Below are 16,581 nucleotides of genomic sequence, written 5' to 3'. Positions count from 1 at the left end.
CACCCCTGCCACGATGAGCGTATGCCCGTCGTCGAGTCCCGCTGCGTCGTCCCGGTCGAGCCCGACGTGGCGTTCGCCGTCTCGCAGACGCAGGGGACGATCCGGAAGCGGTGGGACCCCTTCATCCGCCGCCAGCACCTGATGGACGGTGCGACCGTGCCGGCGAAGGGCGTCCGGACGTACACGGTGCAGCGGTTCGGGCTCGCGATGGAGAGCGAGTACGTCTCGTACCACCCGCCGTCGAACGTCGGGATGAAGATGACGACGGGCTCCTGGTTCTTCGAGCGGATGGGCGGCGGCTGGCGCTTCACGGCGGCCGACGGCCAGCCCGGGCACACCCTGGCCGTCTGGCGCTACAACTTCACGTGCCGGCCGAAGTGGCTCGCGCCGGTCGCCGAGCGGATCGGCGCACTGGTGCTGCAGCGGGACATCGACCGCCGCATCGCCGGGTTCGCCCGCGGCTGCGAGGACCCGGTCGTCCTGGCCCACGTGGCCGCCCAGCGCGCCGCCTGAACGGGCCCACCAGACGCCGGCGTCGTGCGGGCCGAGTCGGTTCGGAAGACGCCGTCGTCGTACTGAGGCGCCGCCGAATGCTCGAGACGCCTCCGGATTCGGCGGCGTCTCGAGCACGACGGGGCGTCGAGCGATGACGACGGCGTGTTCATCCCCCCCCCGGTGAACCACGGAACGAAGCGCAGCTTGCATCCTTCGATGGAACTCCCGCAGGTGCGTCCCGAAGCCGGTCGTCCCCGGGCGCGATCGTTCCTAGCGTCGTAGTCATGACGAACACCACCGAAGCCCGGCCCGCCGCCGGCACCGCACCCCGCGACCGAGGGGGTGTCGGCGGCCTCATCGCCCGGCACCCGCTCTCGTCCTTCTTCACCATGGCACTCGGCCTGAGCTGGCTCGCGTGGGTGCCGTACATCCTGTCGCCGCACGGCATGGGCGTGTGGGACATCCACTTCCCCGAGGTGCTGGGCAGCGGACAGTTCACGGGCGTCCTGCCCGGTGCGCTCCTCGGCCCGCTGGGCAGTGCGTTCATCGTCACGGCGGTCGCCGACGGTCGCGCGGGGCTCCGCCGCTGGGTGGGACGGCTGTTCCGCTGGCGGGTCGCCTGGTACTGGTACGCACTGGCGCTCGTCGTCGTGCCGGCCCTGATCGTCGTGTCCGCGCTGCCGTTCGCCGGTGGTGACGTGCGGGCCCCCTCGGCCCTGGCCTTCGCGATGCTCGTTCCCGGACTCATCATCCAGCTGTTCTCGACCGGCCTGAGCGAGGAGCCCGGCTGGCGCGACTTCGCCCTGCCCCGCCTGCAGCACCGCTTCGGGGGCCTCGGCGCCGCCGCGATCCTCGGTCCGATCTGGGCGCTCTGGCACATGCCGCTGTACTTCAGCGACTGGGGTGGCTGGCCGAACGCGCACTGGAGCGAGCCCGTCGTGTTCGCCCTGTTCACCATCACCTTCAACGTCGTGATGATCCAGGTCTTCAACAAGACCCGCGAGAGCCTGCCCCTGGCACTGCTGCTGCACGTCGGCGTGAACAACACGATCTCGACGCTGTTCCCCGAGATGTACCCGAGCATGACCGCCGGCACGCTCATGATCGGCCTGACCATCATGTCGACGATCGCCGCCGTGGTGCTGCTCGTCGCGACCCGTGGCCGCCTGGGCTACGACCCCGCCCGACGCGCCCTGCCCCTCGACGCGCCGGTCCCCACCCGCGCCCGCCTCGTAGGATCCAACGATGGCACCCGCTGAGCACGACGCGCTGCGCGCACCAGCCGAGCCGACCGCGCAGTCCGCGCAGTCCGCGCGCCCGGCCGCGCCGGCCGAGCAGCCCGCCGCGCAGCGCGCCCGCCGCGTCGACGTCTTCGTCGCGCTCGGCACGGCCGTCGTCGCCCTCGGGCTGCTGCTCGGGCTCCCACCGCTCGACGCCGCCGAGCCGGACGGCGCCGCGCTCGCCCTGCGGGCACCCGCCCCGTTCACGGCGGCATGGAGCGTCCTGGCCCTCGGCCTGCTGGCCCAGTCCGCCGCGCTGCTCGCCGCCCGTCGGGCTCCCCGCGGCGTGCTCGTCGTGGTCGCCGCCCTGCCGGTGCTCGTCGCGGCGCTCGCTCCGCAGGCGTCCGACCTGTTCGGCCTCACCGCCCTGCCGGTGGTGGTCGCCGTCGTCCTCGCCGCGCTCCGTGTCCCACTGGCCCGACTGTGGCCGACGCTCCTGGTCACCGGTGCGCTCGTCGCGACCGGCAGCGCGGTGCTGTTCGCGGTCGCCGCGCCGTCTGGTCCCGACGTCACCGAGGGCCTGACCGGCTCGCTCGGGCAGGGCGTGCTGCAGGCGATCGGCGCGGTCGGCCTGCCGCTGCTGGTCACCCTGCTCGTGCAGTCCCGCCGCGAGGTGCGCGTCGCCCGCACCGCCGAGGCCAGCGCCGTCGGCCGCGAGCAGGACGCCCTGGTCGACGCCGCGGTGTCGCGGGAGCGTGCCGCGATGGCCCGTGAGCTCCACGACATCGCCGCGCACCACCTGTCCGGCATCGCCCTGATGGCCGCGGTCATCGACCGGCAGATCGACGCCGACCCGGAGCGTGCCCACGAGGGCGCTCGCCAGGTGCGGGAGCAGAGCACCGCCGTGCTCGACGACCTCCGTCGCCTGGTCTGCCTGCTCCGCGACGACACCCCCGCAGAGCGCGCCGTCGAGACCGTCGCCGGGATCGTCGACCTGACCGAACGCGCCCGGTTCCGCAGCGATGTCCGGCTGGACGTGCTGCCGGGGGACCACCCGCTCGCCGACGGCGTCGGCCCGCTCGCGCAGCTCGCCGCCTACCGCACCGTCCAGGAGGCGCTGGCCAACGCCGCCCTGCACGCCCCGTCCGCCCCGTGCACCGTCACCATCGACGACCGTGACGCGCCCCGTCTGGTGATCCGGGTGGAGAACGCACCGGCCGCCGTGCCGGCAGCGGAGACCTCTCCGTCGGGTGGCAACGGTCTGCGGGGGATGCGCGAGCGGGCGGACCTGGTCGGGGCGCGCCTCCAGACCGGCCCGACCGCCACCGGCGGATGGCTGGTGGAGCTGGCGCTCGGCCGGGAGGCACCTGCCGCACCCGCACAGGACGCCGACGGTTCCGGGGTGGTCGCGTGATCCGCGTGCTGGTCGCGGACGACCAGCCCCTGGTCCGTGCCGGGGTGTCCGCGCTCCTCGGCGCGGAGCCGGACATCGAGGTGGTCGGCGTGGCCGCGGACGGCGGCGAGGCGCTCGCACTGGCGCGCGCCACGCGACCCGACGTCGCCTGCCTGGACATCCGGATGCCGGTGATGAACGGGATCGAGCTCGCGCGGATCTTCTGCGCTCCAGACGCCGATCCGGCGATCCCCGCGCTCATGCTGACGACGTTCGACCTGGACGACTACGTGTTCGGGGCGCTCGAGGCCGGGGCCTCGGGCTTCCTGCTCAAGGATGCCGAGCCGGACACCATCATCGACGCCGTGCGCCAGGTCGCTGCCGGCAACGGCACGCTCGACCAGGCCCTGACCCGGCGGGTGCTGCGGGAGTTCGTGTCACGCCGGAGCCTGCAGCCGGTCTCCGGCGACCGGGCCGACGGCGTGCTGACGGCCCGCGAACGCGAGGTCCTCCTGCTGCTGGCGCAGGGGATGTCGAACGAGGAGATCGCGGCCGCGCTCGTGCTCGAGGTGTCGACCGTCAAGTCGCACCTGGCGCGGATGCTGCCGAAGCTCGGGGTGCGGTCGCGGCTGCAGGCCGTGGTGTGGGCGTACCAGAACCGGATCGTGACGGTGCCGGAGCAGCCGTAGGGGCCCCGGTGTCAGCCGCCTGCGGCGTCAGCCGGCGGGCTGTGGCTCCGCGGCGCCGGGGACGACGAGCCGCCAGACGACGTCGTCGCCGTCGTCGTCGGCGGGGGAGAGGTACAGGCGGAAGGTGCCCTCGTCGGCGAGCGGGTCGCCCTCGAGGTACTCGACCGGTTCGCCGCTCGTCTCGCACTCGTCCGAGGTGCTGATCACCTGGATCGTGTCGCCCGGCTTCGGACCCGAGGCGGCGTCGTCGCCCTTCGGGACGTCGGCGACCGTCGCCTCGTACACGTCGTAGATGCCCTGGAGTTCGACGGTGCGCTCGGTCTTGGTGACGTCGGCGTCGATGACCAGGTCGGCGGCGTCGCGGCGTTCGGCCGAGGTCTTCAGCGGGACGTAGTCGGCGCAGAACCCGGACTGCAGCGGCCCGGCCTGGGTGCTCGGGTCCGTGGGGCCGGCATCGCCGCTCGTCTCGGTGGCACAGCCCGCCAGGGTGCTGCCGAGCACCACGACGAGTGCCGCGACCGGTGCGATCCGTCCCCACTGCATGGGGCGAGTATGACCCACGCCGACCGCCGACACCAGGGCGGTCGCGCCCTGTCCGGGGAACGCGCGTTCCCGTTCGGGGGACTGTGCAGGGCTGCGGGACCCTGCTGGAGTGTGTGCATGCACATGGGAGCGCCGCCGGTCACCTCGCACGACGACCCCTCCCTCCGGGGCGAGGTCATCCACGGGATGATCACCGCGCTGCGTTCCCGTCCGCTGCACGAGGTGACCCCCGAGGTCGTCGCGGCTGCGGCCGGGGTGGACACCGCCGTCGTCGGCCGGACGTTCCCGAGCTGGGACGGCCTGCTGCTCGCGACCATCGACCGGTGGAACGAGGACCGCACCACGCCGCTCATGCCCCTGGCCGAGCAGCACGGGACCATCCGGTTCCTCCGCGCGATCGTGACCGCGAACGTGGCCGACCCGTCGCTCATGCGCTTCCTGACGGCGACGCTCAACATCGCGGCGTCGCCCGAGCACCCGCTCGCGCCCATGCTGCACGCCCGGTGGCGTCGGTTCCACGCCTTCGTGCAGCACGCGCTCGAGCGTGACGTCATGCTCGGGCGGGAGCCCAGCACGATGGAGCCGGCACGTGGATCCGAGCAGCTGCTCGCGACCTACGAGGGGCTGCAGCTGCAGTCCATGGTGCGACCGGAGATGGACCTGCTCGAGGCCTTCGACCGCGCCGTGACGCGCCTGCGCGAGGGCTGGTCCCGCGCGTACGTCCCGCCGCTCTGGGACCTCGACCGGGTCGGTTGACCCTCCGAGCGGCTCGTCGAGCCGCCCCCACAGACCGAGGACGCTAGGGCGTTCCGAGGGCAGACGCTCGTCGTCTGCACGCGTCGCCGCACGATTCGGGTTCGAGCGGCGGCGCGTACCAACCGCTCCGGCCCGGGCCCGGCGCTCGGCCGTGCCGTCAGTCGGCGTGCATCGCGAGCGGTCGCTCCGTGTCCACCTCGACCGGCTGCCGGCGGATCGCGATCACCGTGACGTCGTCGTCGTGCGGCACCTCGTCGGCGCGGGCCGACAGTGCGAGGACGACGGCGTGCGGGTCGCGGCCGGCGCGGGCGATCGCGGCGACGGAATCGATCGTGTCGTCCAGGTCGTCGTACAGGTCGAGCACGCCGTCGCTGAACGAGACGAGCAGGTCGCCCGGTTCGAGGGTGCCCTCGGCCGTCGCCCACTCCTCGCGGATGCCGAGCCCCAGCGGCATGTCGCCGGATCGCAGTCGGTCGACGTGTCCGTCGGCGCGCAACACGAAGCTCAGCCCGTGCCCGGCGTCCGACCACCGGAGGGTGCCGTCGTCGGAGATCCGGGCGTGGAACAGGGTGGTGAAGGCGAGGTCCGGTCCGACGCCCTCGGCGGTCAGGCCGTCCGACGCGCGCCGCAGAGCATCGGCAGGGTCCTCGACCGTGCGGGCGCTCCGCAGGGTCGCGCGCACCGCGGCGGCGATCAGGCCCGCGCCGACGCCCTTGCCCATCACGTCGCCGAGGCTCACCGCCACGCCGGTCGGCGTCGGGTACCAGTCGAAGAAGTCGCCGCCGACGCTGCGTGCCGGCAGACATGCTCCGGCCACGACGACGTCGTCGGTGATGCGGCCCGTGGTGGTCGGTAGCAGTGAGCGTTGCACGGCGGCGGCGCGGTCGATCTCCGCGCGGACCTTGCCCTCGCGCGCTTCAGCCGAGCGCAGGCTCAGTCGGGCCCGGCGGGAGAGTTCGTGCACGACGACGGCGACCGTGACGAACACGACGACGAGGATGGCCAGGCGGACCAGTTCACTCGCGCCGGGCGCGTCGGACGGGGTCAGGACGTAGGGCGCGAGGATCACGAGCACGACGCCCGTGATCGCGAACACCACGGTCCGACGGTTCTCGAGCGACGCCCACCAGACCACCGGGAGCACCACGATCGCTGTGAACAGCGAGGAGCCGGCACCCGTCCCGGTGCGCAGCAGGGCGATCGTCAGGAAGTCGACGGTCAGCAGGATCGGTACCACCCAGGCCGCGCGGCGCACGAGCGTCGGGATCGCGCTCAGCAGCGTCGCGACGGTCATGCCGATCACGCTCGCGACGAACAGGTCATGCTGGGTGATCGCCAGCGACGGCATCACGACGCTCAGGAACGCCGAAAGCGCCAACAGGCCGCTGATCGGAGCCTGACGGACGAGAGGGTTGTCGACGATGCTGGTTGGGCGAGTCATGCTCAGTGCAGGTTAGTGGTCAGCGATGGTCCATGACCGGTCCTGCCCCCATCTGGGGACGCGGCCTTGGCCGCTCAGCGCGGCCAGGTGGCGACGACGGCGACCGCGTTGAAGAGCACGTGCGCCAGGATCGCGCCGCCGATGCGGTCGGTCATCGCGACGAGCGTGCCGGTGAGGAGCCCGAGCACGAACGTCGTCACGAACACCTGGAACCCGCCGAGCGTCGTGCCACCCGCACCGAGCAGCAGGTGGAGCAGCGCGAACAGGACCGCGGTGACCAGCACGGCGAGGAACCGCGTGCGGGGCGTGAGCTCGGCGGCCAGCCGGCGCTGGAACAGCCCGCGGAACACCACCTCTTCGAGCACCGGGCTGACGATGACGATGCCGATCGCCGACACGAGCAGCAGCCCGACGTCCGGTGTGCCGAGCGTCGGAGCGGGGACGAGCCCGGTCGTGCCGGTGAACGCGATGGACAGGAACACGTCGAGCACGCGGCAGATGATGACGATGCCGATCGCGAAGACCACGATCCCGAGGTCCAGCCGCAACCGTGACAGCATCGCCGAGCGCGAGGTCCGACGGAGCACCACCGCGGCGCCGACCGCGAGGGGCAGCCACACGGCCGCATCGGCGGCGAGCACCTGCAGGACCGGCGACGGGATGCCCCCAGTCCGGGTGACCTGTCCGACGATGCGGGTGAGGATCACGGCGACGCCGAGTGCGACGAGGATGACGATGAGGTCCCGCTGCCGCCGCTCGCCGGGGTCGGTGGAGATCGGGGCCGGCTCGGAGCTCATGGGGCCACCGTAGAGGACACCGCGCGGCGGATGGCGACTTGCCCCGAGCAGCGCTCGTTCCTGTGGCACTATTTGTATGCCGTGCGCTGGGAATACCCCGGGGCGCCTGTGTCGGGACCACGGGGACGGCCATGATCGGGGAAGGCAAAGGCGTGGAACTCCGCGACTACATCACGGTGCTCCGCAAGGGATGGGTACTCATCGTCGTACTCGCCCTGGTGGGAGTGGCCGCGGCCGCAGGGTTCTCCCTGCTGAAGAAGCCGGTCTACTCGGCATCGGCGCAGGTCTTCGTCTCCACGGAGACGTCCGGCAGCGCGAGTGACCTGGCACAGGGCAACACGTTCACCCAGCAGCGGGTGCTGACGTACTCGAACCTGGTGTCGACGCCGATCGTGCTGCTGCCCGTCATCTCGACGCTCAAGCTCGACATGAACGCCGACCAGCTCGCGACGATGGTGTCGGCGACGGCGCCGACGAGCACCACCCTCATCGCCATCTCGGTCGAGGGCACCGACCCGGTGCAGGCCGCGAACATCGCCAACGCGACATCGCAGAGCCTGACCAACGTCGTGCAGGACATCGAGGCCACCGACGCGAGCGGCAAGAGCACCGTCAAGCTCACCCGCGTCAAGCAGGCCGACGTGCCGAGCACGCCGGTCAGCCCGAACGTCCCCGTCAACGTCGCGCTCGGGCTGCTCGTCGGGCTCGCGCTGGGTGTCGGCATCGCCGTCCTGCGCCAGACCCTGGACAACCGGATCCGCACCGAACTCGACGTCGAGAAGATCAGCGACAAGCCGGTCGTCGGTGGCATCGCCTACGACGCCAAGGCCGCCGAACGGCCCCTGATCGTGCAGGTCGACCCGCGCAGTCCCCGCGCCGAGTCGTTCCGCACGCTCCGCACCAACCTGCAGTTCCTGGACATCGGCACCGGTGCCCGCACCTTCGTCATGACGTCGTCGATGCAGTCCGAGGGCAAGAGCACCACGGTCGCGAACCTCGCCATCGCACTGGACAGCGCCGGGTTCCGCGTCATCCTGATCGACGCCGACCTGCGTCGCCCCCGTGTCGCCGAGTACATGGACGTCGAGAGCAACGCCGGTCTGACCGACGTCCTGATCGGCCGCGCCGACCTGGAGGACGTCGCCCACCCGTGGGGTCGCGGCAAGCTCGTCGTCCTGCCCGCCGGCCAGATCCCGCCGAACCCGTCCGAGCTGCTCGGCTCCCGGGCGATGCAGGACCTGATCGAACGGCTCGAGCAGCAGTTCGACTACGTCCTGTTCGACGCCCCGCCGCTGCTGCCCGTCACCGACGCGGCGATCCTGGCCAAGAAGGCCTCCGGCGCGATCCTCGCGGTCGCCTCGGGGCAGACCCTCAAGGGCCAGCTCGCCGCAGCCGTCGCGTCGCTCGAGAACGTCGGCGCCCCGATCTCCGGCTTCGTCTTGACGAAGATGCCGCTGAAGGGCCCGGGAGCCTACGGTCACGGCCGCTACGGCTACGGCTACAGCTACGGCCACGACGAGGACGACAACACCGTGACCACGTCGACGCACCCACCGAAGCGGGTCGGCAAGAAGCTCGGCGTGCTCCGCCGCGCCGGACGCTGAACGGGGCCGCGAACGATGAAGAACCGCCGAGGGACCCGAAGCCTCGGCCGCGCACTGCCCCGGACCACGTTCATCCTGGTGGCGGTCGTGGTGGTGGCGCTGATCGTCATCGACGTCGTGCTCGTCGCGCTCGCCCTGGGCCGAACGGCACCCGAGGAGAACGGACCCGCCGGTCCGATCCCCACCTTCACGCGGACGCCGGATCCGAGCGAGACGCCACGGGCAGGTGCATCTGCTGACGCAGACGCCGCTGCGACCAAGCAGCAGGGCCGCCGCCTGTTGGCAGCGGTCGACGGCCAGGAGGCGTGGCGCGCATCCGGCGGGTCGTGTGCCGGCCCCCGGCCGGTGCTGGAACACACCGTGGACGGCGGGGCGACGTGGGTTCCGGTGGGACTCGGGACGGATGTCGGATCGCTCATGGCGATCCGGGCCTCCAGTGCGGAGCTCTCGATCCTGGCGGGGGTCGGCGACGACTGCACCACGACGGCACGCACCAGCACCGACGCGGGCGTGACGTGGAAGGCCGGCAATGCCGGCGCCGCCGGCGCCGGCATCACCACCGACGGCGTCGTGCTCGCCAGCGGCACCGTCCAGGCGCCGTGCTCCGACCCGATCGAGGCGTTCCAGGGGGAGCAGACCTCCGTCGTGATCTGCGACGGCCAGCTCGAGTGGCGGACCGGCACCGACGCCTGGGTCGACGTGCCGATGGGCGGCGTGCGCTCCATCGCCGTCGACGGCGGCGAGTACACGCTGGCCCGCGTGGGCGTCTCGTCGTGCGACGGCGTGCAGCTCGTGACCATGTCCGCTGCCGGGGTGACGCCCACCACCCCCGTCACGCCGGTCGGTTGCGCCGACGGCACGGACACCGACGGCACCGTCACGATCGACCGCGCCGGGCAGGACGTGTGGTTGTGGGACGGTGAGACGGTCCGGGTCTCGAGTGATGGTGGCGCGTCGTGGTGACCGGGCGGCGATCGTGACGGCCGACGCGCTGCGCGCACCGCGAGCGATCGGGTCCACGGACGAGTGGAGCCGCACGTACTCGCGCCGCGTGCTCTTCACCGACCTGTTGGCCCTGATCTGGGTCGTCTTCGGCGTGCAGATCGCCTGGCTCGGGCTCGAGTCGAACCTCGCCACGAACACCGCCGACCTGCGCCTGAGCTACTCCGCCATCTCGATCGTCGTGATCGTCGTGTGGATGAGCGCACTCGCCCTGTACGACACCCGCGGTGCGCGCGTGATCGGCGTCGGCAGCACCGAGTACCGGCTGGTCGCGGACTCCAGCGTCCGCGTCTTCGGTCTGCTCGCGATCGCGGCGTTCCTGCTGCACGTCGACCTCGCCCGCGGCTACGTGCTCATCGCGTTCCCGATCGGGATCCTCGTGCTCCTGCTGTCGCGGTGGATCTGGCGCCAGTGGCTCGTCGCGCAGCGCCAGCAGGGCGCCTACTCGGCGACGGTGCTGCTGGTCGGTTCGCCGGCCAGCGTCCTGCACATCGGCCGCGAACTCGCCCGGTCGCCCGAAGCGGGCTACCGCGTCGTCGGGGCGGTCGTGTCGACCAACCTCCGGGGGCAGCTACCGGGTTCGGCGATCCAGTGCCACGGCGGGTTCGACGACGTCGGCTCCGCGCTGCGGGAGACCGGGGCCGACACCGTCGTGATCACGAGCTCCGACGACCTGCCGCCGGAGCGCGTCCGTGAACTCAGCTGGTCGCTCGAGCCCGGACGGCAGCACCTGGTCGTCGCCCCGAGCCTCACCGACATCGGTGGTCCGCGCATCCACACCCGTCCCGTGCAGGGCCTGCCGCTCATCCACGTCGAGACGCCGACCTACTCGGGCCGGAAGCTCTACACGAAGCGCGCCTTCGACCTGGTCGGAGCAGCGCTGCTCGTCGTCGTCCTGTCGCCGCTGCTGCTCGTGCTGACCGTGCTGGTGAAGACCACCTCGCCCGGTCCGGTCCTGTTCCGCCAGGAGCGCGTGGGCCTGAACGGCGGCACGTTCCGGATGATCAAGTTCCGCTCGATGGTCGTCGACGCCGAGGAGCGCCTGCAGGAGCTCAGCGCACTCGACCGGGCCGAGGGCAACGACGTCCTGTTCAAGATGCGGAACGACCCCCGGGTCACCCGAGTCGGCGCGTTCATGCGCCGCTACAGCCTCGACGAGGTGCCGCAGCTGTTCAACGTGCTGGCCGGCAGCATGTCGCTCGTGGGGCCGCGGCCGCCGCTCGCTCGCGAGGTCGCCCGCTACGACACGCACGTCCACCGTCGGTTCCTGGTGAAGCCCGGGATGACGGGGCTGTGGCAGGTCAGCGGTCGGTCCGACCTGTCGTGGGAGGACTCGGTGCGGCTCGATCTGTACTACGTGGAGAACTGGTCGATCGTGGCTGACCTCCTCATCCTCTGGAAGACTTTCAAGGCAATCGCCAACAGCCGGGGTGCGTACTAGATGGCTACTCACAGCGACGTCCTGCCCGACGGCGGGGACGAAGCAACTCCCCGCGACACCCTGCTGGCCCTTCCCACGGTGCGAGCAGCGGGCGTGCCACTGGTCGCGATACCCGGCGCGAAGATCCTCGACGAGCTCCGGCTCATCGCCGATCACCTGGACGGCGCTGGAGTGCCGGTCCATTTCGTCAACGCCTACACCGTCTCGTTGACCGCTGATGAGCGCTACTTGCGCTTGTTCCAGTCGGACGGGCTGAACATCGCCGATGGGACGCCCCTCGCTTGGATCGCCCGTCGGGCGGGTGGTCAGGTGGCGCATCTGCGTGGTCCAGATGCGTTCCGTGAGCTGCTCTCGTCGAACCCGTCGCACGGCATCCGACACTTCCTCCTCGGCGGAAGCGATGCCTCGCTGGCCCGTCTCGAGAGGGCGATCGCGCGGGACTACCCCGACGCAGTGGTGGTGGGGTCGTTCAGCCCGCCGTTCACCGACTTCGAACCGAGCGATCGAGAACTGATCGACTCGTTGATCCGGGAGTCGGGGGCGAACATGCTGTGGGTCGGTATCGGGACTCCCAAGCAGGACTACGAGGTCCAGCGACTCGCCGAGCGGCACCCCGCAGTCGTGTTGGCGGTCGGAGCCGCCTTCAACTTCGTGTCCGGAGATGTGGTCGAGGCTCCGAAACTGTGGCGCCGGACGGGCCTGGAATGGTTGTACCGGCTCTTCCGGGAGCCACGACGGCTCTGGCGACGGTACTTGCTGGGCAACGTGAAGTTCCTGCTCCTCGTCCTTCGGAGACGACATGGCTGAGGCAGGCGCGGACGTCGTGGTGATCAGCCAGCTTCCTCCACCGGTGCACGGATCGACCATCATGACGAGGACGTTCCTGGAAGCACTTCACCGTTCCGGCCTGCGGGCGGTTCTCGTGGATCGGCGTTTCAGCAAGTCAGTCGACGAGATCGGCGGTACGAGCCTCAAGAAGGTCCTCAGCGCTTTCTCGCTCCTGTTCCGACTCGGGAACGCACTCCGACGCAACCGAGGTGCGGCGGTGGTGTTCTTCACCACCAACCGGCCGCCATCGTTCTGGGTCGACGTGATGATGAGCGCAACCCTCCGGGTGCTGCGCCGTCCCTACATCGCGTACGTGCACACGTCGGGGTACCAGGAACTCGCTGACCGAGGCGCAGGACAACGCCGCGGCGTCGCTCTCCTCCTCGGCGGTGCTGCGTCCGTGGTCGTCCTCGGGGAGTCGATGGTGCCAGACGTACGGCGGTTCAACGACGCGATCCGCACGATCCCCAACGCTGTGCCGGAGCCGGAGCCGGAGCCGGAGCCGGAGCCGGAGCCGGAGGGGAAAGCCACACCTGTGACCAACGCATCGTCAATCGTCTTTCTGTCCAACCTCATCCCCGGCAAGGGTGCGGAGGACTTCATGCGCATCGCGAACCGATGCCTGGGCAGCACGCCGGAATCGCGCGCGGTCGTGATCGGTCGTGCTTCGTCGGACGAGTACCTCGACGGTCTCCGCGCGCTCCTCGACCCGCTCGTTCGCGATCGAGTCGAATTCACGGGTGCCCTGTTCGATGAGGACCGCGACGATGTGCTCTCGACAGCAGCCGTGCTCGTCTTTCCCAGCACCTACCGCTACGAGGCACAGCCGTTGACCGTGTTGGAAGCGATGCGGTTGGGTGTTCCGGTCGTCGCCTACGACGTCGGAGGCCTCCGCGATGTCATCGAAGACGGCGAGAACGGGTTCCTCGTCGACTCGAGTGATTGGGAGGCGGCGTCCGGACGTTGTCGGGAGATCCTGTCCTCGCAGCGTGATCGCGAACGCCTCGCAGCCGGAGCCCTCGCAACCTCGCGTGAGCGCTTCGGACTCGCCCAGTACAGCGCCGCTTGGGTCGCGCTCCTCGAGCGAGGTGTGTGACGTGGCAGGCCGAAGATTCGCGATCGTGCAGGAGTACGTTCCGGCATACCGTGCGCCACTCTTCGACAGGTTGGCGGAGGCGCTGTCGGCGGAGGGCGATGAACTCACCGTCTTCGCGGGAGAACCAGCGGGCACTCTCGCACAACGACGAGACGGCGTTCGAACCCGCCCGTGGTTGCGAAAGATCCGGCAGCGAGAGCTGAGGTTGCTCGGGAAGCGACTGACCTTCCGCGCTCTGCCTCGCGACGTCTGGCGAGCGGACCTCATCGTCGTGGAACAGGCCCGACGGAACCTCGACACTCCACTGTTGCTCCTCTGGCCCCGCACCGCGCGGAAGACAGCGCTGTGGGGTCACGGTGCTGACGTCGTGAAGGTGCCGTCCCGCCTCGAACGCCTGTACAGCCGCCTGATCACCCGGAAGGCCGCCTGGTTCTTTGCGTACACGCCTTCCGGTGCCGAGTGGGCAGCAGAGATCGGTAGGGATCCTCGGCGTACCACGATCTTGTACAACAGCATCGACGTGCGGCAGCTGCAGGAGGACCTTCGATCCGTCCAGACGACGACGTCGGCGCACCAGGTGTGCTTCATCGGCGGCCTCGACGTCAGCAAGAAGATATCCGAGCTGATCGCGATCGGAGAGGCCGCACACCGTGCGGATCCTGCCTTCCGCCTGGCGGTCGGGGGCGACGGACGCCTTCGGAGTGTGGTCCAGTCCGCCGCTGACCGACTTTCGTGGCTCGACTATCGCGGCCCCGTGTCAGGACGCGCGAAAGCGTCGATGCTCCGCGAAAGCGAGTTGCTCCTGCTTCCCGGTCGAGTCGGCTTGACAGCCATCGACAGCCTTGCAGCGGGCCGGCCGATCGTCACGCTCGCCTCCTCCCTGCACGGACCGGAGTTCGGGTACCTCGAGCCCGGCAGGACCTGCGTCGTGTCTGATGGTGTCGAGGACGCCGCCCGGTCCGTCGTGACGCTCCTTCGCGATCGGCAGGCACTTGCGAGAATGCAAGACAGCTGCCGCCGGGCATCTCAGAAGTACTCCATCGAGAACATGGCGCAGTATTTCCACAGCGGTCTGAAGGAAGCGATCAAGGACGACGATGAGTAGGTTGCACGTGATCGTGGCCAGCCACAACCGCGCTGACACCACCGGAAACGCGTTGCGGTCGCTCCACGAGGCGGCTTCCGGTGCGGGTGTCGAGTACGACGTGACGCTGTTCGACGACGGTTCATCAGACGACACCATCGCGCAAGCTACCGCCGCCGCGGATCGGCTGACGGTCCTGCGAGGTGACGGTTCGGCTTTCTGGGCGCTGTCCATGGCCACTGCTGAGGCAGCGGTACTGGCACGGGATGACGTCCGGGACGACGACTGGTTGCTCTGGTTCAACGACGATGTCCAGCTCGAGCGCTCGGGGCTCCGGGCACTGTTCGAAGCGGCATCTCGCCTGCCTGGGGGCATCCTCATCGGGAGTACCGTCGACGCGGTTTCGGGCGAGTTGACGTACGGAGGTCTCCGGCGCACGGGGATCCATCCGCTCTCGTTCGCTCTCGTCGAGCCGTCAGGACTCGTCGAGGAAGCGAAGCGAGTCGACGCGTTCAACGGCAACGTCGTACTCCTACCGGTCCACATCGCTCGGGCAGTCGGATCGATCGACGGAGGATTCAGTCACGCGTACGCAGATGTGGATTACGGGATGCGGGCGACCTCGGCAGGTGTGCCGATCTGGGTGACCGGGGGCACGGTCGGTTACTGCAGCCGGAACCCGACCGTCTCGCACCGATCCCTCATCAGCGCCTGGCGCTCGTTCGTCAGTCAGAAAGGGGCGGGCAATCCGCGCTCGCTGCGGCGTTACCTGCGCCGGCACAGTGCACGCTCGTGGTGGTTCTTCTACACAGCGTCCTACGCGCTCTGGTGGATTCGGACCCTCCGTCGGACAGCGCGCGGCGAAGGAGCAAGCCGGTGACGACCTTGCTCTTCCTCGCAGTGGCGATCATCTTTATGGTCCTCGCGATCGGTCTGGTGCGGATGCAGCCGCGCGTCGTCTACTGGGTGGCGTCCTTGTACGCCGTGACGGCATGGGAGTACCCGAACTTCGGAACGATCGGTACTTTCGGTGGCACGACCATCACCCTTGGCGACGGGCTTGCAGTGAGCCTGATCGTCGCGGGACTCCTGGACGCTCGTGCGGTGGTCCGGCGTTTCCCACCTGTTGCGGTCATCGCTGGTGCGGTGCTCGTCGCACTGCTCGCGATCTCGCTCGTTCAGGGGATCGCGACCTTCGGCCTCGGCGTCGCCGTGAACGAGGCACGTGGTTTCTTGTACGTCCTCGGCATCTTGTTCTGGGCGGTGACGCGTCCCTGGCCGCAATCCGAGGTCGTCTACGCGGAGAAGTTCCTCGTCATCGTGCAAGGTGTCGGACTGTGCATCGTGGGCCTGTACCACGTTGCGCGGTACGGGTTGGGCGGGACCGCAGACTTCGTTCTCGTCAGCGGAGAACTCAGCCAGACCGGCCGACCTCTGGTCTCGGGGCAAGCCCTGCTCCTCACGCTCTGTGCGGTTCTTGCTCTCCGGCTCTGGCAGCGGAATGCGCAAACGCGCTGGGTCTGGTTGTTCGGATTGTTCATGGTGTTCGTGATCGTCAGTCAGCAGCGGACTGTCTGGTTGACAGCCCTTGCAGTCGCACTCGTTCTCCTGGTCCGCGGACCTCGTGCGCTTCGCCAGAAGCTCGTGCTGCTCTTCGGGGCGCTCCTCGTCGGGGGCGTCCTGGTGTCGGCGGTTCAGTCGTCGACGAGCAGCATCGTGGCTGAGTTCGCCGGCTCAGCATCGAACACCGGAACGTATTCCGCGCGACTCACGAGCTGGATCGGGCTCATCGTGCAATCGGTGGGCGAGGGCGTGCTGACCGTCCTGTTCGGAGCACCCTTCGGTCACGGCTTCGGCAGGTTCGAGGGCGTCGGCCGATGGGTGGTTTTCGCTCCACACAATTGGTACGTCACCGTGTACCTGCGGGAGGGGCTGATCGGACTCGGCGCGATGTTGGTCATCTTCCTGCCTCGGTTCTTCGCCGGGTTCAGGGCCAACCGCGACGTGTTCCTGACTGCCGTGCTCGTGTGCTTCCTCGTCTACGGATGGACGTATTCGTGGCAGTGGTGGACGTGTCTGCCCCTCGCCCTGGCGTTCCTCGACCGAGACTTCCCCGAGGCGATCTCCCCACAGACGCCCGCGCTGCGTGGCTCCCCGCGGCTTGAGGTGCACAGGTGACGCCCGGGATTCGG

General features: G+C 69.8%; 16 protein-coding genes. 13 read left to right on the top strand and 3 right to left on the bottom strand.

The features are described from left to right. Positions 1–21: 21 nt before the first annotated feature. The 4 genes from KK097_RS04790 to KK097_RS04775 all read left to right on the top strand — a co-directional run bounded on the left by KK097_RS04790 (position 22) and on the right by KK097_RS04775 (position 3,797). Entirely contained in the window at positions 22–513 is a 492-nt protein-coding gene (locus KK097_RS04790) for an SRPBCC family protein (RefSeq protein WP_214543879.1), read from the top strand. A gap of 266 nt (positions 514–779) precedes the next feature. Next, on the top strand, positions 780–1,754 hold the full coding sequence (locus tag KK097_RS04785; RefSeq protein WP_214543878.1) for a CPBP family intramembrane glutamic endopeptidase: 975 nt from the start codon (positions 780–782) through the stop codon (positions 1,752–1,754). Next, entirely contained in the window at positions 1,741–3,129 is a 1,389-nt protein-coding gene (locus KK097_RS04780) for a sensor histidine kinase (protein WP_214543877.1), read from the top strand. The genes KK097_RS04785 and KK097_RS04780 overlap by 14 nt, the downstream gene beginning before the upstream one ends. Then, a complete protein-coding gene (locus tag KK097_RS04775; RefSeq protein ID WP_214528870.1) occupies positions 3,126–3,797 on the top strand; it encodes a response regulator in 672 nt (223 codons plus the stop codon). Before KK097_RS04780 ends, KK097_RS04775 begins: the two co-directional genes overlap by 4 nt. Before the next feature lie 27 nt (positions 3,798–3,824). Here KK097_RS04775 and KK097_RS04770 read toward each other — a convergent pair whose 3' ends face one another. Beyond that, the gene (locus tag KK097_RS04770; RefSeq protein WP_214543876.1) at positions 3,825–4,340 is read right to left on the bottom strand and encodes a hypothetical protein; all 516 of its coding nucleotides are present in this window, start codon (positions 4,338–4,340) and stop codon (positions 3,825–3,827) included. A gap of 117 nt (positions 4,341–4,457) precedes the next feature. Between KK097_RS04770 and KK097_RS04765 the strand changes: the two genes are divergently transcribed. Beyond that, positions 4,458–5,096, top strand: coding sequence for a TetR/AcrR family transcriptional regulator (locus tag KK097_RS04765; RefSeq protein ID WP_214543875.1), 639 nt, complete (start codon positions 4,458–4,460; stop codon positions 5,094–5,096). A 157-nt stretch (positions 5,097–5,253) separates the two neighbouring features. On the opposite strand, the gene KK097_RS04760 is transcribed toward KK097_RS04765, so the two are convergent. Together KK097_RS04760 and KK097_RS04755 are read right to left on the bottom strand one after the other, a co-directional pair. Next, on the bottom strand, positions 5,254–6,537 hold the full coding sequence (locus tag KK097_RS04760; RefSeq protein WP_214543874.1) for a PP2C family protein-serine/threonine phosphatase: 1,284 nt from the start codon (positions 6,535–6,537) through the stop codon (positions 5,254–5,256). Positions 6,538–6,611: 74 nt separating this feature from the next. Then, positions 6,612–7,334 (bottom strand): CPBP family intramembrane glutamic endopeptidase, encoded by a 723-nt coding sequence (locus KK097_RS04755; RefSeq protein ID WP_214528874.1) that lies wholly within the window; start codon positions 7,332–7,334, stop codon positions 6,612–6,614. A 152-nt stretch (positions 7,335–7,486) separates the two neighbouring features. Between KK097_RS04755 and KK097_RS04750 the strand changes: the two genes are divergently transcribed. Genes KK097_RS04750 through KK097_RS04715 form a run of 8 tightly spaced genes read left to right on the top strand, consistent with a single transcriptional unit; the run spans position 7,487 to position 16,567 of the window. Beyond that, on the top strand, positions 7,487–8,938 hold the full coding sequence (locus tag KK097_RS04750) for a tyrosine-protein kinase domain-containing protein (RefSeq protein WP_214528875.1): 1,452 nt from the start codon (positions 7,487–7,489) through the stop codon (positions 8,936–8,938). A gap of 15 nt (positions 8,939–8,953) precedes the next feature. Beyond that, positions 8,954–9,901 carry a beta propeller repeat protein gene (locus KK097_RS04745; protein ID WP_214543873.1) on the top strand — a complete coding sequence of 316 codons (948 nt, stop codon included), beginning with the start codon at positions 8,954–8,956 and terminating at the stop codon, positions 9,899–9,901. Then, positions 9,882–11,381: a sugar transferase gene (locus tag KK097_RS04740; protein WP_250892801.1), complete on the top strand. Its 1,500-nt coding sequence runs from the start codon at positions 9,882–9,884 to the stop codon at positions 11,379–11,381. The genes KK097_RS04745 and KK097_RS04740 overlap by 20 nt, the downstream gene beginning before the upstream one ends. Further along, entirely contained in the window at positions 11,382–12,188 is an 807-nt protein-coding gene (locus KK097_RS04735) for a WecB/TagA/CpsF family glycosyltransferase (RefSeq protein ID WP_214543872.1), read from the top strand. Further along, complete coding sequence (locus tag KK097_RS04730) at positions 12,181–13,305, top strand: glycosyltransferase family 4 protein (RefSeq protein ID WP_214543871.1); 1,125 nt, start codon at positions 12,181–12,183, stop codon at positions 13,303–13,305. The genes KK097_RS04735 and KK097_RS04730 overlap by 8 nt, the downstream gene beginning before the upstream one ends. Positions 13,306–13,330: 25 nt before the next feature. Beyond that, positions 13,331–14,410, top strand: a complete 1,080-nt coding sequence (locus KK097_RS04725; protein WP_214528879.1) for a glycosyltransferase family 4 protein — start codon at positions 13,331–13,333, stop codon at positions 14,408–14,410. Beyond that, positions 14,403–15,269 (top strand): glycosyltransferase family 2 protein, encoded by an 867-nt coding sequence (locus KK097_RS04720; protein ID WP_214543870.1) that lies wholly within the window; start codon positions 14,403–14,405, stop codon positions 15,267–15,269. The genes KK097_RS04725 and KK097_RS04720 overlap by 8 nt, the downstream gene beginning before the upstream one ends. After that, positions 15,266–16,567, top strand: a complete 1,302-nt coding sequence (locus KK097_RS04715) for an O-antigen ligase family protein (protein WP_214528881.1) — start codon at positions 15,266–15,268, stop codon at positions 16,565–16,567. The genes KK097_RS04720 and KK097_RS04715 overlap by 4 nt, the downstream gene beginning before the upstream one ends. The last annotated feature ends 14 nt before the right edge of the window (positions 16,568–16,581 follow it).

The organism is Curtobacterium flaccumfaciens (genome assembly GCF_018598405.1).
GTDB classification, from domain to species: domain Bacteria; phylum Actinomycetota; class Actinomycetes; order Actinomycetales; family Microbacteriaceae; genus Curtobacterium; species Curtobacterium aurantiacum.
This window is presented reverse-complemented; position numbering and strand designations above follow the sequence as displayed.